Annotated in this window: 23 protein-coding genes and 1 pseudogene; 14 read left to right on the top strand and 10 right to left on the bottom strand. The window is 71.9% G+C overall.

Annotated features, from left to right (window positions below; translation table 11 throughout):
• Nucleotides 1-280: 280 nt before the first annotated feature.
• Complete coding sequence (locus OHT01_RS09350) at nucleotides 281-1,087, top strand: IclR family transcriptional regulator (protein WP_328552661.1); 807 nt, start codon at nucleotides 281-283, stop codon at nucleotides 1,085-1,087.
• Nucleotides 1,088-1,225: 138 nt separating this feature from the next.
• Here the strand turns inward: OHT01_RS09350 and OHT01_RS09355 are convergent, their stop codons facing one another.
• On the bottom strand, nucleotides 1,226-1,912 hold the full coding sequence (locus OHT01_RS09355; protein WP_328552662.1) for an ABC transporter ATP-binding protein: 687 nt from the start codon (nucleotides 1,910-1,912) through the stop codon (nucleotides 1,226-1,228).
• A gap of 87 nt (nucleotides 1,913-1,999) precedes the next feature.
• A complete protein-coding gene (locus OHT01_RS09360; protein ID WP_328552663.1) occupies nucleotides 2,000-3,037 on the bottom strand; it encodes an ABC transporter permease in 1,038 nt (345 codons plus the stop codon).
• Between the two features lie 223 nt (nucleotides 3,038-3,260).
• On the opposite strand from OHT01_RS09360, the gene OHT01_RS09365 reads away from it, so the two are divergent.
• Entirely contained in the window at nucleotides 3,261-4,583 is a 1,323-nt protein-coding gene (locus OHT01_RS09365; RefSeq protein ID WP_328552664.1) for a sensor histidine kinase, read from the top strand.
• On the top strand, nucleotides 4,580-5,212 hold the full coding sequence (locus tag OHT01_RS09370) for a response regulator transcription factor (RefSeq protein WP_328552665.1): 633 nt from the start codon (nucleotides 4,580-4,582) through the stop codon (nucleotides 5,210-5,212). The genes OHT01_RS09365 and OHT01_RS09370 overlap by 4 nt, the downstream gene beginning before the upstream one ends.
• 66 nt (nucleotides 5,213-5,278) lie before the next feature.
• Here OHT01_RS09370 and OHT01_RS09375 read toward each other — a convergent pair whose 3' ends face one another.
• On the bottom strand, nucleotides 5,279-5,602 hold the full coding sequence (locus tag OHT01_RS09375) for a DUF5955 family protein (RefSeq protein WP_328552666.1): 324 nt from the start codon (nucleotides 5,600-5,602) through the stop codon (nucleotides 5,279-5,281).
• 222 nt (nucleotides 5,603-5,824) lie between these two features.
• Between OHT01_RS09375 and OHT01_RS09380 the strand changes: the two genes are divergently transcribed.
• Both OHT01_RS09380 and aceB read left to right on the top strand, forming a co-directional pair.
• Nucleotides 5,825-6,424, top strand: coding sequence for a nucleotidyltransferase family protein (locus OHT01_RS09380; RefSeq protein ID WP_328552667.1), 600 nt, complete (start codon nucleotides 5,825-5,827; stop codon nucleotides 6,422-6,424).
• 291 nt (nucleotides 6,425-6,715) lie between these two features.
• Nucleotides 6,716-8,350: a malate synthase A gene (aceB, locus tag OHT01_RS09385; protein ID WP_328552668.1), complete on the top strand. Its 1,635-nt coding sequence runs from the start codon at nucleotides 6,716-6,718 to the stop codon at nucleotides 8,348-8,350.
• Between the two features lie 49 nt (nucleotides 8,351-8,399).
• Here aceB and OHT01_RS09390 read toward each other — a convergent pair whose 3' ends face one another.
• From OHT01_RS09390 to OHT01_RS09415, 5 genes are all read right to left on the bottom strand, one after another.
• Nucleotides 8,400-8,684 carry a SelT/SelW/SelH family protein gene (locus OHT01_RS09390; protein ID WP_328552669.1) on the bottom strand — a complete coding sequence of 95 codons (285 nt, stop codon included), beginning with the start codon at nucleotides 8,682-8,684 and terminating at the stop codon, nucleotides 8,400-8,402.
• A complete protein-coding gene (locus OHT01_RS09395; RefSeq protein WP_328552670.1) occupies nucleotides 8,681-9,595 on the bottom strand; it encodes a HipA family kinase in 915 nt (304 codons plus the stop codon). Before OHT01_RS09395 ends, OHT01_RS09390 begins: the two co-directional genes overlap by 4 nt.
• A 393-nt stretch (nucleotides 9,596-9,988) precedes the next feature.
• On the bottom strand, nucleotides 9,989-10,798 hold the full coding sequence (locus OHT01_RS09405; protein ID WP_328552671.1) for a colicin immunity domain-containing protein: 810 nt from the start codon (nucleotides 10,796-10,798) through the stop codon (nucleotides 9,989-9,991).
• A gap of 20 nt (nucleotides 10,799-10,818) precedes the next feature.
• A complete protein-coding gene (locus tag OHT01_RS09410; RefSeq protein WP_328552672.1) occupies nucleotides 10,819-11,103 on the bottom strand; it encodes a colicin D domain-containing protein in 285 nt (94 codons plus the stop codon).
• Between the two features lie 120 nt (nucleotides 11,104-11,223).
• Entirely contained in the window at nucleotides 11,224-12,771 is a 1,548-nt protein-coding gene (locus tag OHT01_RS09415) for an IucA/IucC family protein (protein ID WP_328552673.1), read from the bottom strand.
• A 93-nt stretch (nucleotides 12,772-12,864) separates the two neighbouring features.
• Between OHT01_RS09415 and OHT01_RS09420 the strand changes: the two genes are divergently transcribed.
• Genes OHT01_RS09420 through OHT01_RS09430 form a run of 3 tightly spaced genes read left to right on the top strand, consistent with a single transcriptional unit; the run spans nucleotide 12,865 to nucleotide 16,538 of the window.
• Nucleotides 12,865-14,376: an IucA/IucC family protein gene (locus OHT01_RS09420; protein ID WP_328552674.1), complete on the top strand. Its 1,512-nt coding sequence runs from the start codon at nucleotides 12,865-12,867 to the stop codon at nucleotides 14,374-14,376.
• A 54-nt stretch (nucleotides 14,377-14,430) separates the two neighbouring features.
• Complete coding sequence (locus OHT01_RS09425; RefSeq protein WP_328552675.1) at nucleotides 14,431-15,693, top strand: VWA domain-containing protein; 1,263 nt, start codon at nucleotides 14,431-14,433, stop codon at nucleotides 15,691-15,693.
• Nucleotides 15,693-16,538, top strand: a complete 846-nt coding sequence (locus OHT01_RS09430; RefSeq protein ID WP_328552676.1) for a hypothetical protein — start codon at nucleotides 15,693-15,695, stop codon at nucleotides 16,536-16,538. The genes OHT01_RS09425 and OHT01_RS09430 overlap by 1 nt, the downstream gene beginning before the upstream one ends.
• Before the next feature lie 166 nt (nucleotides 16,539-16,704).
• Here the strand turns inward: OHT01_RS09430 and OHT01_RS09435 are convergent, their stop codons facing one another.
• Complete coding sequence (locus OHT01_RS09435; RefSeq protein WP_328552677.1) at nucleotides 16,705-17,343, bottom strand: winged helix-turn-helix transcriptional regulator; 639 nt, start codon at nucleotides 17,341-17,343, stop codon at nucleotides 16,705-16,707.
• Nucleotides 17,344-17,427: 84 nt separating this feature from the next.
• Here OHT01_RS09435 and OHT01_RS09440 point away from each other — a divergent pair, with 84 nt between their 5' ends.
• From OHT01_RS09440 to OHT01_RS09455, 4 genes are all read left to right on the top strand, one after another.
• Nucleotides 17,428-18,636 (top strand): pyridoxal phosphate-dependent aminotransferase, encoded by a 1,209-nt coding sequence (locus tag OHT01_RS09440; protein ID WP_328552678.1) that lies wholly within the window; start codon nucleotides 17,428-17,430, stop codon nucleotides 18,634-18,636.
• Between the two features lie 111 nt (nucleotides 18,637-18,747).
• Nucleotides 18,748-19,398, top strand: a complete 651-nt coding sequence (locus tag OHT01_RS09445) for a histidine phosphatase family protein (RefSeq protein ID WP_328552679.1) — start codon at nucleotides 18,748-18,750, stop codon at nucleotides 19,396-19,398.
• A 55-nt stretch (nucleotides 19,399-19,453) separates the two neighbouring features.
• A complete protein-coding gene (locus tag OHT01_RS09450; protein WP_328552680.1) occupies nucleotides 19,454-20,089 on the top strand; it encodes a hypothetical protein in 636 nt (211 codons plus the stop codon).
• A 130-nt stretch (nucleotides 20,090-20,219) separates the two neighbouring features.
• Complete coding sequence (locus OHT01_RS09455) at nucleotides 20,220-20,642, top strand: acyl-CoA thioesterase (protein WP_328552681.1); 423 nt, start codon at nucleotides 20,220-20,222, stop codon at nucleotides 20,640-20,642.
• A gap of 173 nt (nucleotides 20,643-20,815) precedes the next feature.
• On the opposite strand, the gene OHT01_RS09460 is transcribed toward OHT01_RS09455, so the two are convergent.
• Nucleotides 20,816-21,934 carry an inositol polyphosphate kinase family protein gene (locus OHT01_RS09460; protein WP_328552682.1) on the bottom strand — a complete coding sequence of 373 codons (1,119 nt, stop codon included), beginning with the start codon at nucleotides 21,932-21,934 and terminating at the stop codon, nucleotides 20,816-20,818.
• A gap of 456 nt (nucleotides 21,935-22,390) precedes the next feature.
• Between OHT01_RS09460 and OHT01_RS09465 the strand changes: the two are divergent.
• A pseudogene (locus tag OHT01_RS09465) lies at nucleotides 22,391-22,588 on the top strand (MFS transporter); the annotation flags it as partial.
• Nucleotides 22,589-22,694: 106 nt separating this feature from the next.
• A complete protein-coding gene (locus tag OHT01_RS09470; RefSeq protein ID WP_328552683.1) occupies nucleotides 22,695-23,510 on the top strand; it encodes a chitosanase in 816 nt (271 codons plus the stop codon).
• Nucleotides 23,511-23,536: the final 26 nt, after the last annotated feature.

Below are 23,536 nucleotides of genomic sequence, written 5' to 3' on the forward strand. Positions count from 1 at the left end.
CAACTTTCTGTTGAAGAGTCTTCACTCCGACCCCCGCTCCGTCAAGGGTTCCCCTCCCCACCTCGCCCCGGCTCGGCCGACTTCCGTCCTGCACCTGCTCGGCCCTGGATGTTTCCACAACATGAAAGTAGAATTCCGTAAAGCAGAATGTGGCATCGCACCACCGGGGAGTCGATCGACTGCCGGGTAGGCTGCGTCTCTGCCCGCCCGCCACCCGCCGCACCCTTCGAGACACTTCGGATCACCCCTCTCGATTCCGCGCCCCGAAAGGACCGCCGCCGTGCCGCCGTCCAGCGCCAGCACCACCGACGCCGCCAAGTCATCCGCTCCCAGTGGCGGCGTCCAGTCCCTCGAGCGCGCCTTCGACCTGCTGGAGCGCATGGCGGACGCCGGGGGCGAGGTCGGCCTGAGCGAGCTCTCCGCGAGCAGCGGGCTGCCGCTGCCCACCATCCACCGGTTGATGCGCACCTTGGTGGCGTGCGGATACGTACGCCAGCAGGCCAACCGCAGATACGCGCTCGGTCCCCGTCTGATCCGCCTCGGCGAGTCCGCCAGCCGGCTGCTCGGCACCTGGGCCCGCCCGTATCTGGCGCGTCTGGTCGAGGAGACCGGCGAGACCGCGAACATGGCACTGCTCGACGGGGACGAGATCGTGTACGTCGCCCAGGTGCCGTCCAAGCACTCGATGCGCATGTTCACCGAGGTGGGCCGCCGGGTGCTGCCGCACTCCACCGGCGTCGGCAAGGCGCTGCTGGCCCACACCCCGGACGACGAGGTGCGGGCGCTGCTCTCCCGTACCGGGATGCCCGCCGCGACGGAGAAGACGATCACCACGCCGGACGGGTTCCTCGCCGCGCTCGACGAGGTGCGCCGGACCGGCTACGCCGTCGACGACAACGAGCAGGAGATCGGCGTCCGCTGTCTGGCCGTCTCCGTGCCCGACTCCCCGACCGCCGCCGCGATCTCGATCTCCGGCCCGGCCGGACGGGTCACCGAGGCCGCCACCGAGAAGATCGTGCCGATGCTCCAGCAGGTCGCGGCCGAACTGTCGGAGGCGCTGGCCAGCTCGGGTCCGGGCACCAACTGACCCGACCGGCTCAGCGCCGGCCCGCTCTCCGGGCTGGGCGGATTCCGCCCGGCCCGGCCCGGCTCGGAGCGAGCCTGTTCACCCCGGCCCGGAACAGCCCGGCCCGGCCCACAGCGGCCCGCCCCGGAGCCGGTCCGCTCAGTTCGGGCCGGAGGCGCCGACGGGGGCGGTGAGGCGCCCGTCCGCCATCTCCCGTACCGCGTCCGCCTCGCCGAGGTGGGCGCGGTCGTGTGTCACCAGGACGGTCGCCGTGGCGCGTTCACGGGTGAGCCGTACCAGCAGGTCGAGCACCGCCGTGCCGCGTTCGTGGTCGAGGGCGCTGGTCGGCTCGTCCACCAGGAGCACCGAGGGCTCGTTGACCAACGCCCGGGCGATGTTCACCCGCTGCCGCTGGCCGCCGGAGAGCTGATGGGGACGCCGGTGCGCCAGCTCACCGAGTCCGACCGCCGCGAGCAATTCCCTTGCCCTGCCTGTCACTTGGCGACGTCCGTCCAGGTGGCCCATCACCTGGAGCTGCTCCAGCGCGGTCAGTGAGGGCAGCAGGTTCGGCTGCTGGAACACGATCCCGATCTCGCGCCGCCGCAGCACGGCCCGCTCGGCCGGGGTCAGCGTCCCCGTCTCCGTACCGCCGACGAGAACCCGCCCGCGGTCCGGGCCGACCAGCGTCGCCGCGACCGCGAGGAGGCTGGACTTCCCGGATCCCGAGGGGCCGACGACGGCCGTCATGGTTCCGGCGGGTACGCGCAGACCGACACGGTCGAGTGCGGTCAGCCGGCCGTCGCCGTCCGGGTAGGTCAGGGTGATGTCGTCGAGCGTCAGGCTCATGGGGCACTCTCTCGTGGGTCGGTCGGGCTCGTCCGGGCGCCGTCGCCGGGCGCTCCCGGCACCTTCATCGGGCAGTCCCGGGCGCCCTCAACGGGCACTTCCCAGCGCGGTCAGCGGGTCGACCGCGGTGATCCGCCGGACGGACAGGCCCGCGCCGAGCGCGCCGAGGGCGATCATCACGGCGGCGGGTCCCAGCACGGTCGGCCCGTCCAGCACGAAGGGCACGTCGCCGCCCCGCACGAGGGCGCCCGCTCCGGCGGCGAGCCCGGTACCGAGCAGCGTGCCGGCGGCGAGCATGAGCACCGCCTGGCCGAGCGCGTCGCGCAGCAGATACGGCGTGGAGGCGCCCAGAGCCTTCAGGACGGCGATGTCGGACGACCGCTGGATCGTCCAGACCGTGAAGAACGCCCCTATGACGAGCGCCGAGATGACGAAGAGGAAGCCGCGCATGAGCTGGAGCGAGCCGTTCTCGGCCCGGTAGGAACCGATGGCGGTGAGGGCGTCGTCCCTGGTGAGGGTCTTCGTGCCGGCCAGGCGGTCGGCGGCCGCGAGATCGGCGCCGCGGGTCCGCAGCGCGATCACCGTCGCGGGTCCGGAGAGGCCGGTCCACACGACGGGGGTGTGGCTGTACAAGGCGTGCCCCGCCACGGCCGCCACGGTCAGCTCGGTGCCGCCGAGCCGCACCCGGTCCCCGGGCTCGACCCCCAGCGCGGCGGCGGCCTTCTCGGACAGCACGGCGCGGCCCGGGGCGACTCCGGCCGGGGCGATCCCGGAACCGGGCCGCACGGCGAACGTGGACACCGCGGCCGTACGGTTCCCGGCGGACGCGTTCAGGGTGTGGATGCCGATCGGCTCGGCCGAGGTGACGCCGGGCCTGCCGTCCCAGGTCGCGGGGGCTCCGGCGGGCAGCTCCGAGCCGGTGAAGGACACCGACTGCCCCGTGGGGGGCGCGGCGAAGGCCAGGTGGTCGGCGGGCAGGGCGGTGACCGCCGAGGTGTTCTCCTCGGCGAGCCCGGCGGTCAGCCCGGACAGCAGCCCCACGAGCAGCGTGATCAGTACGACCACGGCTCCCATGAGGGTGAACCGGCCCTTGGCGAACCGTAGATCTCTCCATGCGACGAACATGCCCCCACCCTGCGGTCCGGGCCGTGTCCTGGGCATCGCGCCGAGGCATGGTTCACCCGGACCGGAAGGAGGGTGCCCGAGTCGTCCGGAGACGGACCCGGCGGCACCGGAGGAACGACGGCCCCCGGACGGGAGACACGGGCCGCGCCGTCGAAGGGGGCAGTCCGCTTTCAACCTTTCGGTTGACCGGTGCCTGCCCTGACCCGCCTACCCTGGAACGACCATGAATGTCCGCTGCCACTCCCCCGTCGTCGCCACCCTGCGCCTGTGTCTGTACGTCCTGCTCGCGGGGCTGCTCCTGCTGGCCGCCCTCCGTTCCGGGGAGAGCGGGCACCCGACGGCGGTCGTCCTGTCGGTGCTCGTGACCGGCGCGGTACTCGTGGCCGGGGCGGTCGGCCCGGCGGTGCACCGCTCACGGCGTGCGGCCGCGCTGTGGGTGGCCGCCCTGAGCGCGAGCTGGCTGGTGCTGGTCACGCTCTCGCCGGACGGACTGTGGGTGGCGTTCCCGCTCTACTTCCTGCAGTTGCACCTGCTGCCGGTGCGCTGGAGTTTGCCCGCGGTCGCCCTGACCGCCGGGGCCGCCATCGCGAGCTTCGTGGCGCACGGCGCGCCCCTCACCCCCGGCGCCTTCATAGGACCGCTGCTCGGGGCGGCGGTCGCGGTCGCCACGGTCCTCGGGTACGAGGCGCTGTACCGGGAGAGCGAGCGCCGCCGTGAGCTCATCGAGGAGCTGATCGCCGCCCGCGCCGAGCTGGCCGAGGCCGAACGCGCCGCGGGCACGCTCGCCGAGCGGGAGCGGCTCGCCCGCGAGATCCACGACACGCTCGCCCAGGGCCTGTCCAGCATCCAGCTCCTGCTGCGCGCCGCCCAGCGCCTGCTGCCCGCGGACTCCCCGGCCGCGCCGCATCTGGAGCAGGCCCGCGCGACCGCCCAGGACAACCTCGCCGAGGCCCGCCGCTTCGTCCGCGCCCTCACCCCTCCCGATCTGGAACACGGCTCGCTGGCCGCCGCGCTGGAGCGGCTGTGCCGGTCGGCCGCCGTGGACGCGCCGGTCGTCCGCTTCTCGGTGAGCGGCCCGCCGGCCGGGCTCCCGACCCCGTACGAGGTGGCCCTGCTGCGGATCGCGCAGTCGGCGCTCGGCAACACGCTGCGCCACGCGAGAGCCGACCGCGTGGAGATCACGCTCAGCTTCATGGACACCTCGGTCGCCCTGGACGTGGTCGACGACGGTGCCGGCTTCACCCCCGGGGGCGTACGGCAGGACGGGGAGCGGGCGGAGCCGGGCCACGCGGAGGGGGGCTTCGGTCTTCCCGCGATGCGCTCGCGGGCGGAGTCGCTGGGCGGGACGTTCACCGTCGAGTCGGCGCCCGGACAGGGCACGGCCGTGGCGGTCACACTGCCGCTGCCCGTCACCGGGGAGCCGCTCGCCACCGGGGAGCCCCTCGTCACCGGGGAGCCCCCCGTCATTGGGGAGCCGCCCCCGGAGGGATCGTCCGCCGACCGCGCCCCGCTCGGGCCGCCGTACGCCGTGGGGAGCCGCGGATGACGATCCGCCTGCTGCTCGCGGACGACCATCCCGTCGTCCGGGCCGGACTGCGCGCCGTGCTGTCCGCGGAGCCCGACTTCGAGATCGTCGCGGAGGCGCCGACGGCGGAGGCCGCGGTGGAGCGCGCCGGGGCGGGAGGCGTGGACGTCGTCCTCATGGACCTCCAGTTCGGTGCCGGGATGCACGGAGCGGAGGCCACCGCGGTCATCACGGCACGCCCCGGCGCGCCCCGGGTCCTCGTCCTCACCACGTACGACACCGACGCGGACATCCTCGCCGCGGTCGAGGCGGGCGCCTCCGGCTACCTCCTCAAGGACGCGCCGCCCGAGGAACTCTCCGCCGCCGTGCGCACCGCCGCGTCGGGTCACTCGGCGCTCGCCCCGAAGGTCGCCGACCGCCTCATGGACCGGATGCGGACCCCCGCCGCCGCCCTCAGCCGTCGCGAACTGGAGGTCCTCGAACTGGTCAAGGACGGTCTCTCGAACCAGCAGATCAGCAAGAAGCTGTTCCTGAGCCAGGCGACCGTGAAGTCCCATCTGGTGCACATCTACGCGAAGTTGGGTGTGGACTCCCGCACCTCGGCGGTGGCGGCGGCCACCGAGCGGGGCGTGATCCGCAGACACGGCTAGGTTCCCCGGGCTCCGAGGGCCCGGCCGGGGTCACCGGCGCTCCTGGCCCGGAGTTCCCGGACGCGCCTACCCGCCGCTGCGGCGCGGGGGTTCCCCGAAGAGTTCGACCGCGCTGCGGACGTCCGCGAGGCGGGTCGCCAGGGCGCTCACCGAGCCGATCGCGCCCGCGACCAGGAGGAGCGAACGCCGCAGCCGGGGGATCTCGGGAGTGCCTCCGGCGGCCATCGCGGCGAGGACCGCGAGTTCGTCCTCGGCGATGCCCCGGTCGGGGAACTCGGCCGGATGCGCGGCGAGTTCACGGCGCAGCCGGGAGACGGCGGTGCGTAGTCCCGCCACCCTCGGATCCTCGTCGCTGCCGGTCACTGGCCTCTGCCCCAAGCTCCGCAACACAGCTCTCCCCCTCGCGCGCCGTTCTGCGTCGGTCCCCCTCGCGTCGGCCTCACGTCGGCCCGAACTCCCCGCGGGCGGTGGTCGGGCGCCTGGGGACGCGGGCCAGTAAACGCCACCCGGTGCGCCGGGCGCCACAGCGCGGACCGAAATTCAGCCCCGGGACACCGCGGTGACGGCCCGGGTTCCGGAGCGTGCTCCGGCCCGGTCGGGTATGCAAGGGACATGACGGATATCAAGGACGAGGTGGCCGGGCTGCTGCTGGCGGCCGGAGGCGGCCGGCGTCTCGGGGGCCGCCCCAAGGCGCTCCTGCCCCACCGGGGACGCCCCCTCGTCGAACACGCGATCGGGGTGTTGCGCGCGGGCGGCTGCGCCCGTGTCCATGTCGTCCTCGGCGCGCGGGCCGAGGACGTACGGGATCAGGCGTCGCTGGCCGGGTGCGTGCTCGTGGACAACCCGCGGTGGGAGGAGGGCATGGGCTCATCGCTGCGCGCGGGGCTCGACTCGCTGGCGGACTCGGGGGCGCGGGCCGCGCTGGTGTCGCTGGTCGACCAGCCGGGGATCGGCCGGGAGGCGGTGGCCCGGGTGCTCGCCGCGTACGACTCCCCCCTGACGCTCGCCGCCGCGGCCTACGAGGGGGAACGCGGCCACCCGGTCCTCTTCGGGGCCGGTCACTGGGCCGGGATCGCGGCGACCGCCACCGGCGACCGGGGCGCCCGCGCCTATCTGAGGGCCCACGAGGACACGGTCACCCTCGTCGAGTGCGGGGATGTGGCGAAGGCCTATGACATCGACACGGAGGCCGACCTGATCCACCTTGAGTGAACGGTGTGGCACCGAGCGCCACCTTCTGTCGACCCGGAGAATCTCGACGTCAACAAACGATTGAACTTCCACCATGAGGAAATTAGTATCCACTGTTCAGAAGCGCCTCTTCGAGTCGAGGGCGCTCGGCGGCGTCCTCGCACACCACGGCACCGGGTGCCAGGCACGGTGACACCGCGCCTGGTCGGCTCGCACGACCGCTGTGCGGCCCGCCCGCACGAGGTCCGCCCGTCCACCGTTCGCCCGTACGCGGCTCGCCCGTACACAGCTCGCTGAAGGAAGTGACAGCTCATGTCCGCACCAGCGCCGTCCCCGCTGGCCATCGTCGACGCCGAGCCCCTGCCCCGGCAGGAGGAGGTCCTCACCGACGCGGCCCTCGCCTTCGTGGCCGAGCTGCACAGCCGGTTCACGCCCCGGCGGGACGAGCTCCTCGCCCGCCGCGCGGAGCGCCGCGCCGAGATCGCCCGCACCTCCGCGCTCGACTTCCTCCCGGAGACCGCCGCGATCCGCGCGGACGACTCCTGGCGGGTGGCCCCCGCCCCGGCCGCGCTGAACGACCGCCGGGTCGAGATCACCGGCCCCACCGACCGCAAGATGACCATCAACGCCCTCAACTCGGGCGCCAGGGTCTGGCTCGCGGACTTCGAGGACGCCTCGGCGCCCACCTGGGAGAACGTGGTCACCGGTCAGCTGAACCTGACCGACGCCTACGCCCGCCGCATCGACTTCACCGACCCGGCGTCCGGCAAGTCGTACGCCCTGAGGCCGGACGGCGAGCTCGCGACGGTCGTGATGCGTCCGCGTGGCTGGCACCTGAGCGAGCGCCACCTCGTCGCCGCCGACGGCACGGCCGTGCCCGGCGCGCTGGTCGACTTCGGCCTGTACTTCTTCCACAACGCCCAGCGGCTGCTCGACCTCGGCAAGGGCCCGTACTTCTACCTGCCGAAGACGGAGTCGCACCTCGAAGCCCGCCTGTGGAACGACGTGTTCGTCTTCGCGCAGGACTACGTCGGCATCCCGCAGGGCACGGTCCGCGCGACCGTCTTGATCGAGACGATCACGGCCGCGTACGAGATGGACGAGATCCTCTACGAACTCCGCGACCACGCGGCCGGGTTGAACGCGGGCCGCTGGGACTACCTGTTCTCCATCGTCAAGAACTTCCGTGACGGCGGGGCCAAGTTCGTGCTGCCGGACCGCAACGCCGTGACGATGACGGCTCCGTTCATGCGCGCGTACACCGAACTCCTCGTCCGCACCTGTCACAAGCGCGGTGCCCACGCCATCGGCGGCATGGCCGCGTTCATCCCCTCGCGCCGCGACGAGGAGGTCAACAAGGTCGCCTTCGAGAAGGTGAAGGCCGACAAGGACCGTGAGGCGGGCGACGGCTTCGACGGATCGTGGGTGGCCCACCCCGACCTCGTCCCGATCGCGATGGCCTCCTTCGACGCCGTCCTCGGCGACCGGCCCAACCAGAAGGAGCGGCTGCGCGAGGACGTGTCGGTGGCGCCCGGCGACCTCATCGCCGTCGACTCGCTGGACGCCCGGCCGACGTACGACGGTCTGGTCAACGCCGTGCAGGTCGGCATCCGCTACATCGAGGCCTGGCTGCGCGGGCTCGGCGCGGTCGCCATCTTCAACCTCATGGAGGACGCCGCCACCGCGGAGATCTCGCGCTCGCAGATCTGGCAGTGGATCAACGCGGGTGTCGTCTTCGAGCACGACGGCGAAACCGTGGCGGCCACCCCGGAGCTGGCCCGGGAGATCGCCGCGCGGGAACTCGCGGACATCCGCGCCGAGATCGGCGAGGAGGCCTTCACGGCGGGCCGCTGGCAGCAGGCGCACGACCTGCTCCTGAAGGTCGCGCTGGACGAGGACTACGCGGACTTCCTGACACTGCCCGCCTATGAGCAGCTGACCGGCTGAGAGGGCGGCGGGGCGCGCCGGCGGGGGCGGGGGCGGCCCCGCCCCGGTCTCAGTCCGCCGGTCCGTCCGAGTGGCCCAGGGACCTGTCCGGGGCCACTCGGTCGCGTACCAGGCGCTTGACCGCCGTGGGCTCGGGGAAGCCCTGCTCGCGGCGGTCCCAGATCACCTCGTCGTTGACCCGGACGACGAAGACCCCGCCGGTTCCGGGCTTCAGCGACAGCTCGTCGAGCTCCGCCTCGAAGGTGGTGAGCAGTTCCTGCGCCAGCCAGGCCGCGCGGGGCAGCCAGCGGCACTGGGTGCAGTACTCGATCTGGACCCGCTGGACGTCCGTCATCCGAGATGCACCGACCAATCCTGTTCAGCCGCCGGTTTGCCGTGCAGGTCAGGGACTTTCTTGAGCCAGTCCGGCCGCCCCCGCCGGGTCCGCTCCGCGCGGTCGGCGTCCTCGGCGGCGAGCTGCTCGCGGGTCGGGAAGTCCGTGGGGAGCCAGGCCGCGGAGGCCCGGACCCGGGCGAGGAGATAACCGACGTACGCCTCACGGACGGCGTCGGGGCCCGGGAAGCCGGGCTCGTCCCTGAGCCAGGCGTCGGGGACCTCGGCCAGGATCGCGCGCAGCAGTTCCTCGGTGACCAGGGGGGCGAGTTCGGCGTCGGCCGCGCGGGTGTCCGGGTGGTGGCCGCCGAGCGCGTGGCTCCTGAAGTCGTACGCCTTCTCCGGCGAGGAGGCGTCCCAGCGGTGGTGGAAGACGAGGGCCGCGCCGTGGTCGATCAGCCACAGGCGCGGCGGCGCGACGCCGAGGGTGGGCCAGATCATCAGGTTCGAGCTGTGCACGGTGCGGTCCACGTTGACCGTGAGGGCGTCCAGCCAGATCACCCGGCCCGCCTCCAGCGGGTCGACGGGGAACGTCCTCGCGATCTCCGGGGTGAAGTCCTTCGCGCCCGGAAGATGGTCCATGCCGAGGTTGAGCCCGGCGCTGGCCCGCAGCAGGTCCTGGACCTCCGGATGGGGCTCGTGCCCGCCGACGGCCGGGTCGAAGTGGACGAGGACCAGCTCCGGGAACCGCAGCCCGAGGGCGCGTGCCAGCTCACCGACGATGATCTCGGCGACCAGCGCCTTGTGCCCCTGGGCGGCACCGGTGAACTTCACGACGTAGGTCCCCAGGTCGTCGGCCTCGACGATTCCGGGGACGGAGCCGCCTGAGTGCAGGGGCGCGACATAGCGGGTCACGGTGACATCTCTCAGCATTTCCCCAGGCCACCTACCCCTTCAACCTTGCAATCCACGATCGGCCCCGGAGGTGCCGAACAACGAGATTTTCCCATGGTCGGCCCTGGGGAGACTCTGGGGAGTTTCGACCGACACGCAGATCCCCCTGCCTTCCCAGCAGTCCGGCCATGACCGTCCGGCCCTTGCTTCCGGCCTCTGGCATGAAGTGAGCACAGTGACCGGGGGTGATCGCGGGCGAAGAGTGCCCGAGCCACCGAGCCACGGTAACAACAGACTTTCCCGCCTCCAGCATTCGCGCCCTCCGCTCCTCCTTGTCCTGTGTCTTCGGAACAGCGATCGTCGCCTACATTCGCTCGCGGTCCGCTGGAGGCTTGTCCCGAGCCGATCGGCAGCCTCCTTCAGCAGAACCGATCAGGAGGCTCCGCGGCGGTCGAGGGACCGGAGTTCGGACAGGTGGTCACGGACGATCGCCTGGAGTTCTTCGTTGGTCATGTCGTCCGCATCTCGGAGCCCTGGATCGATGACGTAGTCGTCGAGTGCGTAGAAGACCTGGTCCAGAACCCTGGAAAAGGGTTCTCGCAAACGTTCGCGCAGATCCAGGGCCCGGCGTCGAGCGGCCAGCCATGACCGCGCGAACTCCTCCGCGCTGATCCGGCCGGCTGCGAAGGACTCCATGAGCCACACTTGTTCCGCGGTGGCGGATCCGGCCGCGACGTCCCTCTTCGACGCCCACGCCACCTCGCGTGGCTGGAACGCGTTCGAGACGTCGGACAGCGCCGGATGGCCGGGGCCGGTGCGTTTCGCGTACCGCTTGAAGTCGACGATCGCCTGATCGACCCCTTCGGGGACGCTGTGCCTGAGGAAGTCGCGGGTTCCACCGATCAAGGAATAGCCGTCGTTCGTCACGAGCAGCGCGCCGGAGAGGTCGGGAGGGGCGAGCACAAAGCTCTCGTCCCGCCACGGGACCTGCTGGAGGATGCGCTCTTGAGTCGAAGGGATCTCGATCTCCGGCCGTCCGGCGGCGGCATCGCTCAGGCGACTCGCGATGACATAGGTGTGGCCCGTTCGCCTGGATCCTGCGCTGAACCGGCTCGCCAGGTGCTCGTCCATGCGTGCGTGGGAGGGCAGCGGCACGACCTGCTTGCCGCCCTCCGCGATCCACTCGGGCTTGAAGGATCGCGGTCCGGAGAGGACGAGGTTGACCAGTCTGTTGTCGTTCATGTGCTGTCGCTCTGTTTCGTTCACCACAGGAACCCCCGCCGCACGATGTCCGCGAACTGGTTCTTGTTCAACTGGAAGGCCGACCAGAATCTGCCGTCCGTGCGGAGCATGACCATCTTGAGTGACTGCGGATCGATGAAACCTACCGCCTGCCCTTGTTTACGGTAGCTGTACCGGAAGATCTTGGTGCCGGGAGCCGTCATGTGCTCCTGCATCGCTTTCTCGAATGCCTTGAGATTGGCCCCATTGAGGTTTCCGGGGTTGTCCAGGAAGTCTTTCGCGTGCGCATGGAACTTCTTACTCATCACCTTCTGGCTCGAGAAATCAGCCTTGTCCGCCCATCTGCCTTTCAGGCAGGGGGCCAGTCCGAGCGGGTCGGTCCAGGTCTGCCCGGCCCCCGGGCGTCACCCGCGGGCGGGAGGGCGTCAGCCGCGGGCCGGGCGCCGGGCGCCGGCCAGGGGGTTCGGCAGCGGCACATAGCGCGCGTCGGCTCCGTCCGCGCCCGTCCAGCGGAGCAGCAGGTTGGTCTTGCCCGGGACGGTGGGTGAGGAGAGCAGGGCCGCGACCTCGGGGAGGTCGTGGTCCGTGCCGCAGCGGCGGAGCTCCTCGCGGACGGCGGGCCAGGGGTCCGCGCCCGGGAACCGTTCGGCGAGCAGGGCGGCCAGTTCGGCCAGATGGTTGACGACCAGGCAGTACACGAGCCGTTCCCAGCCGGCCTCGCGGGTCACCCCCGGAAGCAGCTTCACGCCCTCCGCGTCCCGGAACAGGGCCTGGACGGGCAGGCCGGCGTCGTCCACGGCCACCACGGTGTTCTGCAGATGGGCCTCGACGACGACTCCGTGGCGGGCGAACGCGTCCAGCACCGGGGGCACCACCTGGCGGAGGTACGCGGCCCACCAGGCGGAGGGATCGGTGAGCCGGTCGAGCGGGCTGCCGTCGAAGCCCTCCACGAGGGCGGCGGCGAGCAGCGCGGTGGCGCCCGGGACGAGGTGGCCGCGCAGTCCGTCGCGGACCAGGACGGCGAGTTCCTCGAAGGCGAAGCCGGCGGTGCGGTAGCCGCGGTCGCTCAGCCAGACGGCGGGTCCCGGCCGCGCGGCGAAGGCGGCGGCGGTCGCCGCGTCGGTGGAACGCATCTTCAGCAGGTCGTGCTTCCACAGCCGGCGGATGTCGTTGGTGATGCGGACGTCGAGGCTGAACTTGACGAACAGGTCGTCCTCGGGGTCGTAGAGCGTACGGACGGCGGCCGTCGGCCAGTACGGGCGGGCGGTGGGTCCGAGGCGTACGAGCCGGCCGTCCGCGAAGGCGTCCCGGATCGCCGGACGGGTGCCGGTCAGGCGGAGCTGCCAGGGGTGGGCGGGCAGCAGCCGGTAGCCCGGCGGGGCCTGGCCCAGCGCGTCGAGTGCCGTCGTGTCGCCCTCCTCGACGACCGCGTCCTCGCGCACGGCGAGCAGCTCCAGCGGGAAGCGGGTGTACGCCTCGGGGGCGTAGGGCAGCCAGGCGGCGACCGGGCCGCCGCCGCGGGTCTTGGGCGCCGGGTGGTACGGGTGGCCCATGACCAGGGACTGCTCGGAGCGCAGGTACGGGTCCGCGGGCGGGCTGGTGCGGGCGCGAGCCCGGAGGAGGGCCGCGACGACGTCCCGACTGTCGGTCATCTCCGCGGGCAGCCCAGGATTGGCCACGCCGGTGAAGCGGCGCAGTTCCCCGGCGGCGAGGGTGATCAGCTCCGGGTGGGTGAGCGGATGCCAGGTCCCGTCGGTGTGCGCCTCGGCTCCGAAGGGGCGCCGTGTCCCGCGCACGCGCAGCAACCGGCCGCTCGCGCGCAGCCGGTGGACACCCGGTTCCCCTGTGGGCTCGGCCAGTTCGCGAAGGAGACAATCGAGCAACGGCGCGGCGGCGTACGCGTCGGCGGCCTCGTCCATGTCGCCCCCGGTGAACTGGGGGAACGCGGTCGGCTTGAAGTCCACGCGATCCATTCGGTTCATTCGACTCATGCGGTGCACTGGTGATCAGTATGTCCGCCCCCGCGGACGAACTCGACACCGTCCCCGTACCCAAGGAGCCCGCCTGTGCACCGTCCCTCCACGCCCGACACCGAGGCCGCGTTCGCCGAGGCGCTGAGCGCCGTGCGCCCCGAACTGTCGGCGCCGTACGCGGAGGCCCTGCCCGGCGCTCGGGCGGCCGTGCTGACCCGGCTGTGGCGCGCGCTGGCCTACGAGCCGCTGCCGTGGATCGCCCGCCGCGACACCGGCCGGCACGGCCTCACGGTGCGTCTGGCCGACGGCCGCCGGCTGCACGGACCGCACCCCGATCCGTACGCCACCTCCGCGTACGTCACCGAAGTGCGGCTCGGTGAGCGGACGTACGACCGTCCGGAGCTGCTCGTCGAAGCCCTCGGCGTGCCGCACGGCGCCGCCTTCGCGGCCGAACTGGCCGACAGCACGGCCTCCTTGGCTCTGTCGCGGGCCGACCGGGCACCGGACGACACACCGGAGGCGTCCGAGGCGAGCTGGTCATGGGAGCAGCGGATCACCGATGGGCATCCCTATCACCCCAACTGCCGTTCCCGGCCGGGGTTCTCGGTGGCCGAGCAGCTCGCGTACGGGCCGGAGCACCGGCCGTCGGTGGCACTGGGTCTGGTCGCGGTCGACGACGCTCTCGTCACGGGCGCGTGGCCGAAGTGGCTGCGGGACGGGGAGCGGGTGCTGATCCCGGTGCATCCCTGGCAGAGCGCGCACGTGCTGGACGCGCGGGTCCAGGAGGGCTTCGCCGCCCGCCCGTTGATGTCGCTGCGCACCCTCGCGGTGCCGGACGGGCCGCATGTGAAGACGGCGCTGAGTGCCCGGCTGACCTCGTCGGTGCGGGACATCTCGGTGTACTCGGTGCGCACGGCCGACACGGTTTCGGCCTTCATGGAGGCGATGACCGCGCGCCTGGACGTGCCGCTGCACATCACCCGCACGCTGGGCGCGGCCACCGCCGGATTCCCCGATCTCGCCGCGGTGGTGCGGGAGTCGCCGGACGAGTACGCGGGAACGGGTGAGCGGTGCGTCCCGGTGGCCGCCCTTCCGCTGACCTCGCTGCCCGAGAAGGGCTCCTGGCTGGCCGAGTTCACCCGGCTCGTCCTGACCGTCGGGCTGCGGCTGCTGGAGCTCGGGGTGGCACTGGAGGCGCACGGCCAGAACCTCCTCGTGGTGCTCGACCGCGCCGACTCCCCCGTCCGGCTCGTCTACCGCGACCTGGCCGACATCCGGGTGAGCCCGGCCCGGCTCGCCCGCCACGGCATCCCGGTCCCGCCTCTGTCCGGACGCATCGTGACCGACGACGAGAGCGCCCTTCGCCGCAAGCTCTTCGGTTCCCTCGTCGGCGGCGCGCTGGGCGCGACGGCGGGTTCGACGGCCGTGCTGCGCCAGGCACTTGAGACGGTCGCGCCGGATCTCCCGCGCACCGCGGACCTCCCCGCGCTCCTCGGCGAGCCCCTTCCCACCAAAGCGCTGACCTTGATGCGGCTGTCCCCCGAGACCCCGGGTGACCTGTGGACACGGCTCCCGCAGCCGCTCGCCGGACCCGGTTCGCCGTGAGACGGGACCCCTCTCGTTTTTACGCGCGGCACCTTTGATCAATAGGATCCGCCGATGATCACAAGACAACGGCTGGCGGCGGGCGTCTGCGCCCTGCTCGCCGCCCTGGCCGCCGGGATCGCCTTCCCGGCCGGAGCGGTCGCCGACGAAACCACGGCCACCGCTCCCAAGGTCGAACTCCTGCTGGACGTCAGCGGTTCGATGCGTGCCCGGGACATCGACGGCGAGTCGCGGATGTCCGCGGCGAAGCAGGCGTTCAACGAAGTGCTCGACGCGACGCCGCAGGAGGTGCAGCTCGGCATCCGCACCCTCGGCGCCAACTACCCGGGGAACGACCGCAAGACGGGCTGCAAGGACACGGCCCAGCTGTACCCGGTGGGGACCCTGGACCGCACCGAGGCCAAGACCGCCGTCGCGACCCTCAACCCGACCGGCTGGACCCCGATAGGCCCCGCCCTGCTCAAGGCGGCCGGCGACCTCAACGGCGGTGAGGGCACCCGTCGCATCGTGCTCATCAGCGACGGCGAGGACACCTGCCAGCCGCTCGACCCGTGCCAGGTGGCCCGCGAGATCGCGGCCAAGGGCATCGGCCTGACCATCGACACCCTGGGGCTGGTTCCCGACGTCAAGGTCAGCAAGCAGCTGAGCTGCATCGCCGAGGCCACCGGGGGCACGTACACCTCGGTGGAGCACAAGGAGCAGCTCAGCGACCGCGTCAACCAGTTGGTGGACCGCGCCGCCGATCCGGTGGTGAAGCCGGTGGCCGTGCAGGGTGCCGACTCGTGCACCGGGGCGCCCGCCGTCAAGTCGGGCCTCTACACCGACCGCGAGGAGTTCGCCCAGCACCGCTGGTACCGGGTGGAGGTCGCGCCGGGCAAGGAGCTGCGCGCCTCGGTGAGCATCGCGGCGGACCGTCAGATCAACCCCGACTACGGGCTGTTGCTGCGGGCCTTCACCGTGCACGGCCGCGAGATCGTGCGCGGCGAGGCGGCCGGGAGCGGCCGTACCGACGTCGTCTCGACCGGTCTGCGCTACCCGAAGGCAGAGAGCGACGACGACAACGCGCCCGCCGAGGTCGTGTGTCTGCAGGTGTCCAACTCCTTCTCGGCCGCGCCGGGTGTGAAGACCACGCCCGGAATGCCGCTCGAACTCACCGTCGACGTGGTCGACGGACCCGACCAGGCGTCCGACGTGGCCTCGTTCGGCCTCGGGCGCGGCTGGTGGCTGCTCGGCGCGCTGGTGCTCACCGGCTTCCTCGCGGGTGTGCTGTGGGGCTGGATCTCTCGCTGGCGGTTCTCGGTCTGGAGGACCAACTGATGCGTATCCGACGTGTGCTGAGCACCGCCGTCCTGCTGGCGGGGGTCGCCGCGGCGCCCGCGCTGCTCGGCGTGGCCGCCTCTCCGGCCGTCGCCGACGCCTCGCCGTCCCCGAGCCCGTCCGGCAGCGACGCCGCGCCCACCGAGGCCGGTACGTCGTTCCGTACGGCGACGGAGATCGAGCAGGGCGTGCAGGCCACCGCCGGCGCCTCCACGGGTGACTACCTGTACTGGCAGTTCCCCGCGGACGCCGGGCAGCGGCCGACCGTGAAGGCGACGGTGAAACTGCCCGAGGCCGCCAAGCGCTCCGGCACCGAGACCTGGCAGATCGACGTGTACGACGGGCTGCGGCGCCGTCAGGCCTGCCAGTACGGGGCGCAGACCCGGACCGCGGGGGCGGACGCCTCCTCCGTGGAGCTGTCCTGCACCCTGCGCACGGTGCGCGCCTGGTCGGAGCAGTGGGCCAACGACCCGCTGCCGGGCACCTATTACGTCCGGCTGACCGCCACCGGTCTCGGGGCGGCCGATCTGGGTCTGCCGATGAGCACCGAACTCCGGGTGGACTCCAAGGACATCGGCGGTTCGGCGGCGGTCGACGGCTCGCTCGCCAAGCCGCTGGTCCCCGGCATCGCCGTGACGTCCGCGCAGTCCGACGACACCTCCGGCGACGGTTCCGGCTCCAGGACGGCGGTGCTGTCCTCGCTCCGGCCCGACGGCTCCGGCTGGTGGTCCGACCGCTGGGTGTGGACGGCGATCGGCGGCGTCCTCGCGGCCCTCGCGGGCATCGGCGGATACGCGTTGACGCGCGGCTCCGGACGTCCTTCGCGCATCCCGCGGGGCGCCTGACCCGTAGGCCGCGGACCGGGGCCCGCCACGTTCTCTGCCGGGGAGCGTGGCGGGCCCCTCGCCTGTGGGCCCCTCGCCTGCGGTCCCAGCGGCCGCCCAGGTGCCCTCCAGCGCCCCGCCGGGTCTCCGGCGGGCGGGCGGGTGGCACGGTGGCCGCCCTACGGCGTCACACCTCGCGCAGCGCCTTGGCCAGGGTTCCGTCGCCCGCCACGTCGACGCCCCCGCCGCGCAGGGCGTCGAGGAGCGTCGAGATCCCCCGGTTCAGGGCCTCGCAGGTGGCGGTGTCCAGCGTCAGCCGGGCGTCCGGCTCCCGCGGTGCGACCCCGTCGCCGTAGAGCGGCCCGTCCCCGGCCCCCAGCCACACATGGAACCGGCCCTCGTCCAGGTGGACTTCGACGAGCCCCTCCCCGGCCCCGGCCGCGTCCAGCCCCCGCAGCAGCGGCAGCGCGAACCAGTGCGCCCGTACGGCGTCGGTGGGCCGCCGCTCGCCCAGCGCGTGCGCGCCCCACGCACCGAGTGCGTGCAGGACGGGCAGCAACTCCTGCCCCCGTGCGGTGAGTTCGTAGACGTAGGCCGCGCCCGGAGGCGGCAGCCGCCGTCGGGTGGTCAGTCCGTCGCGTTCCATGTCCTTGAGCCGGGAGGCGAGGACGTCGGTACTGACGCCCGGCAGATCGGCGTGCAGATCGGTGTACCGGCGCGGTCCGCCGAGCAGTTCGCGGACGATCAGGAGGGTCCACCGGTCCCCGACGGCATCGAGGGCGCGGGCGGCGGAACAGTACTGGTCGTAGCTTCGACGCGGTGACATGCGACGCAGTCTAGCTATCTTGTTGGACTTTCCAAGCTCACACTTGGTAAAACCAAGCAACACCACAACCGGAGGGCGCAGCGCATGGAGTTCCGGCAGTCGAGCAAACTCAGCGAGGTCTGTTACGAGATCCGCGGCCCGGTGATCGAGCAGGCCGACGCACTGGAGGCGGCGGGTCACAGCGTGCTGCGCCTGAACACCGGCAACCCGGCCCTCTTCGGATTCGAGGCACCCGAGGAGATCCTCCAGGACATGATCCGGATGCTGCCCAGGGCGCACGGCTACACGGACTCGCGCGGTGTCCTGTCCGCCCGCCGTGCCGTCGCGCAGCGCTACCAGGACCGGGGCCTGGAGGTCGGCGTGGACGACGTCTTCCTCGGCAACGGTGTCTCCGAGCTGGTCTCCATGGCCGTACAGGCGCTGGTGGAGGACGGCGACGAAGTCCTCATCCCCGCACCGGACTTCCCGCTCTGGACCGCCGTCGTGACTCTCTCCGGCGGCAAGGCCGTTCATTATCTCTGCGACGAACAGGCCGAGTGGTACCCGGACCTGGACGACATGGCGGCGAAGATCACCGACCGGACCCGCGCCGTCGTCATCATCAACCCCAACAACCCGACGGGCGCGGTGTATCCGAAGGAGATCGTCGAGGGCATCCTCGATCTCGCCCGCCGGCACGGTCTGATGGTGTTCGCGGACGAGATCTACGACCAGATCCTGTACGACGACGAGGTGCACCACTCGGCCGCAGCCCTCGCCCCCGACCTGGTCGTCCTCACCTTCTGCGGCCTGTCCAAGACCTACCGCGTCGCCGGTTTCCGCTCCGGCTGGCTCGTCGTGACGGGCCCCAAGCAGCACGCGCGCAACTACCTGGAGGGGCTGACGATGCTGGCCTCCATGCGGCTGTGCGCCAACGCCCCGGCGCAGTACGCCATCCAGGCCGCGCTCGGCGGGCGCCAGTCGATCCACGAGCTGACCGGGCCCGGCGGCCGGCTCCGCGAGCAGCGCGACCGCGCCTGGGAGAAGCTGAACGAGATCCCCGGCGTCTCGTGCGTGAAACCCAAGGGCGCGCTGTACGCGTTCCCGCGCATCGACCCCGCCGTGCACCCGATCCACGACGACGAGAAGTTCGTCCTCGACCTGCTGCTGCGCGAGAAGATCCAGGTCGTCCAGGGCACGGGCTTCAACTGGCCGCGCCCCGACCACTTCCGCATTCTCACCCTCCCGCACGCCGACGACCTGGACGCGGCGATCAGCCGGATCGGGCGGTTCCTCAGCGGGTACCGGCAGTAGCGGACCGGCGGACCGGATGGGGCCGACCGGAGGAGCCGGTGCTGCGGTCCGGGCCTGCCGATGTCACCGTACGGGGGACAGCAGCTGACGCAGGGACGGAAGGGCGCGGCGATGGGTGACCTGCTCCTCGTACGGCACGGTGAGACCGAATGGTCGATGTCCGGGCGGCACACGGGCTCGACGGATGTCCCGCTGACCGACAACGGCCGCGAGCAGGCGCGACGGCTCGGTCCGCTGATCGCCCGGCACCACATCGCGGCCGCGTTCGTCAGCCCGATGCGCCGGGCGCGGGAGACCGCCGAGCTGGCCGGGATCGCCGGCGCACGCGTCGACACCGACCTCCGTGAGTGGGACTACGGCGGGTACGAGGGGATCACGACCGTCGAGATCCACCGGGACCGGCCCGACTGGTTCCTCTTCACGGACGGCGTCACGGCCGGGCCGCCCGAGCACCCCGGGGAGAGTCCGGAGGAGGTCGGGGCGCGCGCCGAACGGATGCTGGCCCGGATCGACGCCGCGCTCGCCGAGTCGGAGGGCAGCGTGGTCGTCGTCTCGCACGGCCACTTCCTGCGGGTGCTGACCGCTCGGCGGCTCGGGTTGAGCGCCCGGTCCGGTGCCCTCTTCCAGCTCGCCACCGGGACCATGAGCAGGCTGAGCACCGAGCACCGGCGCCATGTGGTGGCCGGCTGGAATGTCAGACCCGACGCGTACTGTTCCCATGAACCGCGCTCCCAGACGGGAGACGGGTCGGAGGAACACTGAACCGCGGCCGGGTCCGGAGCGCCGGGGCAGCGACGGGTGGTGGAGGGAGCGCGCCGTGACACGACCGCCGACCGCAGCGCAGCAGCGCCTCATCGAGGCCGCCGACCCCGTGACCGGACGGCTGAAGGGCACCGAGGCCCAGCTCGCCGCGCTGGTCCTGCGGGGGCTCGCCTTCCGCCATCCGCGGCCCCCGCGCGACCACTTCCTGACTCCGGCCGGACACCGGCTGCGCGAGACGCCCGCGGTTCCCGGGCCGGCCGCGGCGGTGGCGGAGTCCGCTCCCGCGGCGGCCGGGGTGTTCGCCGCTCGGATCGGCGGCGAGGAGGCGGCCGAGGCGGGTCCCGCCCGGCTGAGAGAGGTGCACAGCGCCTGGCAGGGGCTGCTGGAACTGCGCCGGATGACCCGTCCGGACGGTGCCACCGGCCTTCCGTGCGCCTGGGAGCGTACGCATCTGGTGCAGGCCGCCGCGCTCGCGCTGGAGGCGGCCGGGCACCGCCCCGCCGGAGCGGAGGGCGGCGGGTACCGGATACGGGCGACACCGCAGCCGGAGGCCGTCGCCGTGCGGGAGCCGGACCCCGAGGCGCTGCGGGCCTGCGCGGCCACCCTGGAGAAGGCGGGCTGGCAGGTCGGCGAGCACACGGAACCACGTACGGGCGCCCGGTACGCTCTGGCCTCGCCCCGCCGGGCATGAGCTCCGGTGCGCCCGGCGGCGTCCGGCTGCCGCGCCGGGCACCCGCGACGGCCGGGCCCGCGGCCGTACGGGGCCGGACTCGATGGGGTTGGGAGTGGCCGGGCAAGTCACCGTCGTCGAAGGGAAAGCCGTGGCAGAGCCGTTTTCCGTCCCCGTGACCGTTCGCGGGTACGAGACCGATGTGCAGGGGCATCTCAACCAGAGCGTGTACCTGCAGTACGCCGAGCACGGCCGCTGGTCCCTGCTGCACGCCTCGGGGATCAGCCAGGCGAAGCTGGCCGAGCGGCGCGTCGGCCCTGTCGTGCTGGAGACGACCATCCGCTACCGGCGCGAACTGCTCGCCGGCGACGAGGTCGAGGTGACGTGCGCCTTCGTCTGGGGTGAGGGCAGGAGCTTCCGCGTCGAGCAGACCATCCGGAAGACGGACGGCACGGTGGCCGCCGAGATCACGGCGGTCTGCGGTCTGATGGACCTCACGGAGCGCCGTCTGGTGTCCGGCCCGCGGGAGGCCCTCAAGTCGCTGGCCACCGACACGGGACCCTTCGAGCTCTGATCCCTTCGGACCGGCCCGAGCGGCGGCCTACGCGTCCGACTCCGGCCGGTGCGACCTCCTCGCAGCGCAGGTTCGCCGCCCTGAACACGCCGTTCCACCGGTCCGGGGCCATCGGCAGGCCCTGCGACGCCGACGGAAGGTGGTGGCTGCGCGACCTCCTGGGTCCCGGGCCGTCAGCGGCCGTGGACGGAGCCCTGGGTGTTCTTCGGCTGGACGTACGGCTTGCCCTGGGGCGCCGTGCTGGTCGACTGCTGGGCGACACCCGGTGCGGGGTTCATCGCCGCGAAGTGCGCCACTTGGGACCTGGCCTTCTCCCTGCGGACCTGTGTGGCGTCCCCGATCAGGGCATCCATACCCGCGATGAACTGTCCCCGGTACTTGTTCTTGAGATCGGTCAGATCGGTGCGGTTGGCCGCCCGGGCGTCCGGTTCGAGCTCTGCGGGGCCGAGCCGCGGGCTACCGTCGGGGCTGACGCTGGGGGACTGCTTGAACGGCTGCGCCGCGTCGATGACATGGGCGAAGTCGATGAGCTTGGCGTCCACCACCTGCTCGCCCTCCTTCGTGCCGGTGACCGAGAACACGCTGGAGGCGATGAAGCCGATGTCGGAGTTGTTCGCCGCGGTCCTGATGTCCTGCATCTTGGTGATCAGCTGGTCCCAGACCGCTGGATCCTCCGAGAACTTGCTCAGGATGCTCTGTGACTGCAAGGCGGTGATCAGTCGGCTCCCGCCCGCGTCGGTGCCGCCGACCGCACGCCAGCCGCGGAACGTCGAGCCGGTGGCCGGGTCTACGCCGATGGCGAACTTCAGGGCCTTGGTCCCGGCCGCCCACCTGCCTTTGTCGTGCTGTTCGACGTTCTCGCGGTAGCTCGTAGTCGACTTCCCGATCTTGGTGTCGAGGGTCTTCGAGTCATCCAGGCCCGAGGTGATGTTCTCGATGTAGATGTTCTGGCGGTCGTCGAGGCCGTCGAGCTGCGCCGAGGACAGACTGTGACCCAGCCTGGCGCGAACCTCGTCCGCCGTGTACGACGCCGGGACGACCGGCGTGAAGTGCGGGTACGCGGCGGCGCGTACCCGTTCGTAGAACTCGTTCTCCACGGAGCCCTGCGGGGCTCCCTTCTGCAGAATCTCGCCGTTCGGTCCGAGCGGTGTGATGCCGCCGTGCCCGCCCTGGTTGACGTTCCGTTCCGGCGACGGTGACGTGGACCTCCTGCCTTCTCGAAGGGCGCTGCGCTCCGCCTCGTCGTCGGAGGGGTACGAGATCTCGTTCGTGGTGTCAGCGGGTGTCGCCATGCGTGTCTCCTGCTCTCATCGAGTGCGCCTGCCGAGCGCCTTCGAAGAGGGACAACGGTCAGGGGGAGGAACAGGGTTCAATGCCCGGCGATTCGGGGGCGGGCCGGGATGCGCCGAATCGGGGTGGGCCGAACCGGGAGGACCGTTCTGCATGTGGTGCGTTCACGGTTGCCCCGGATCTGTGAATTCGCCTGGCAGGGCGATTAGTTGAGGGCTGAACGCACGCTCGGCGTACTGGGGAGGGAATGGCCATGGCACCGGTGCTCGTCGGACGTGATGGTCTGCCGGCGGGAGAGCGCATCCCGATCGTCGACACCCGGGTCACGTTCGCGCGCAACGCGGGGAACACGGTCGTCATCGCCGGCCTGAGCGTCTCCCGGTTCCACGCGGAGATCGTCTTCGACCAGGCCGCGGGGTACGTCCTGCCGCCCACCCTTTCATGCTGCCCGAAGTTCCGCCGGCAGGCTCGGCGATCTGGTGGGCCGCAAGCGGATGTTCACCGCCGGGCTCGCCGTGTTCACCGCGGCCTCCGTCCTGTGCGGGGTCACCGACGGGCAGGGCGTGCCGGTCGCGGCCCGCGCCGTTCAGCGGGTCGGCGGGGCGATGACCGCGGCCGTCGTGCTCGGCATGCTGGTGGCGCTCTTCCCCGAGCCCCTGAGCCCCAACTCCCCTTCCTCCAACGGGTATACGCCGTCCGAGATCTCTGGTAGGAAACTTTCCTAACAGTACGCGGCAGCATCACTCCCCCATCGGAGGTACCGTGCACACCCCCCACATAGGCACTTCGCGGCGCACCTTGCTCACCCTGATCGGAGCCTCGTTGGTGGCAGGCCCCCTGATCGCCACCCAGAGCGCGACCGCGGCCGCGGTCGGCCTGGACGACCCGGCGAAGAAGGAGATCGCCATGAAGCTGGTCTCCAGCGCGGAGAACTCCTCGCTGGACTGGAAGGCGCAGTACAAGTACATCGAGGACATCGGCGACGGGCGCGGCTACACCGCCGGGATCATCGGCTTCTGCTCGGGCACCCACGACATGCTCGACCTGGTCGAGCTGTACACCCAGCGCAAGCCCGGCAACGTCCTGGCGAAGTACCTGCCCGCGCTGCGCCAGGTCGACGGCAGCGACTCCCACGAGGGCCTGGACCCCGGCTTCCCCGCCGACTGGCGCAAGGCCGCCCAGGACACGGTGTTCCAGCAGGCCCAGAACGACGAGCGCGACCGTGTCTACTTCAACCCCGCCGTACGGCAGGGCAAGGCCGACGGCATCGGCGCCCTCGGTCAGTTCACGTACTACGACGCCATCGTGATGCACGGCGACGGCGGCGACAGCACCAGCTTCAGCAACATCCGGCGGCGCGCGCTGGCGAAGGCCAGGACGCCGGCCCAGGGCGGCGACGAGGTGACGTATCTGAACGCCTTCCTCGACGCCCGGGTGTGGGCGATGAAGCAGGAGGAGGCCCACTCGGACACCACCCGGGTCGACACCGAGCAGCGGGTCTTCGTGCGCAACCGGAACCTGAACCTGGACACACCGCTGGACTGGAAGGTCTACGGCGACAGTTACCACATCGGCTGAGAGGTGCGGCAGGGCGGCGGGCGCGG

Source organism: Streptomyces sp. NBC_00358 (assembly GCF_036099295.1).
Lineage (GTDB): Bacteria > Actinomycetota > Actinomycetes > Streptomycetales > Streptomycetaceae > Streptomyces.

What these genes read in the sequence shown, in the direction of transcription:
- OHT01_RS09355 (WP_328552662.1), bottom strand. Translation starts at nt 1,912, where the DNA reads ATGAGCCTGACGCTCGACGACATCACCCTGACCTACCCGGACGGCGAC.
- OHT01_RS09360 (WP_328552663.1), bottom strand. Translation starts at nt 3,037, where the DNA reads ATGTTCGTCGCATGGAGAGATCTACGGTTCGCCAAGGGCCGGTTCACC.
- OHT01_RS09365 (WP_328552664.1), top strand. Translation starts at nt 3,261, where the DNA reads ATGAATGTCCGCTGCCACTCCCCCGTCGTCGCCACCCTGCGCCTGTGT.
- OHT01_RS09370 (WP_328552665.1), top strand. Translation starts at nt 4,580, where the DNA reads ATGACGATCCGCCTGCTGCTCGCGGACGACCATCCCGTCGTCCGGGCC.
- OHT01_RS09380 (WP_328552667.1), top strand. Translation starts at nt 5,825, where the DNA reads ATGACGGATATCAAGGACGAGGTGGCCGGGCTGCTGCTGGCGGCCGGA.
- aceB (WP_328552668.1), top strand. Translation starts at nt 6,716, where the DNA reads ATGTCCGCACCAGCGCCGTCCCCGCTGGCCATCGTCGACGCCGAGCCC.
- OHT01_RS09390 (WP_328552669.1), bottom strand. Translation starts at nt 8,684, where the DNA reads ATGACGGACGTCCAGCGGGTCCAGATCGAGTACTGCACCCAGTGCCGC.
- OHT01_RS09395 (WP_328552670.1), bottom strand. Translation starts at nt 9,595, where the DNA reads ATGCTGAGAGATGTCACCGTGACCCGCTATGTCGCGCCCCTGCACTCA.
- OHT01_RS09405 (WP_328552671.1), bottom strand. Translation starts at nt 10,798, where the DNA reads ATGAACGACAACAGACTGGTCAACCTCGTCCTCTCCGGACCGCGATCC.
- OHT01_RS09410 (WP_328552672.1), bottom strand. Translation starts at nt 11,103, where the DNA reads ATGAGTAAGAAGTTCCATGCGCACGCGAAAGACTTCCTGGACAACCCC.
- OHT01_RS09415 (WP_328552673.1), bottom strand. Translation starts at nt 12,771, where the DNA reads ATGGATCGCGTGGACTTCAAGCCGACCGCGTTCCCCCAGTTCACCGGG.
- OHT01_RS09425 (WP_328552675.1), top strand. Translation starts at nt 14,431, where the DNA reads ATGATCACAAGACAACGGCTGGCGGCGGGCGTCTGCGCCCTGCTCGCC.
- OHT01_RS09430 (WP_328552676.1), top strand. Translation starts at nt 15,693, where the DNA reads ATGCGTATCCGACGTGTGCTGAGCACCGCCGTCCTGCTGGCGGGGGTC.
- OHT01_RS09435 (WP_328552677.1), bottom strand. Translation starts at nt 17,343, where the DNA reads ATGTCACCGCGTCGAAGCTACGACCAGTACTGTTCCGCCGCCCGCGCC.
- OHT01_RS09440 (WP_328552678.1), top strand. Translation starts at nt 17,428, where the DNA reads ATGGAGTTCCGGCAGTCGAGCAAACTCAGCGAGGTCTGTTACGAGATC.
- OHT01_RS09445 (WP_328552679.1), top strand. Translation starts at nt 18,748, where the DNA reads ATGGGTGACCTGCTCCTCGTACGGCACGGTGAGACCGAATGGTCGATG.
- OHT01_RS09460 (WP_328552682.1), bottom strand. Translation starts at nt 21,934, where the DNA reads ATGGCGACACCCGCTGACACCACGAACGAGATCTCGTACCCCTCCGAC.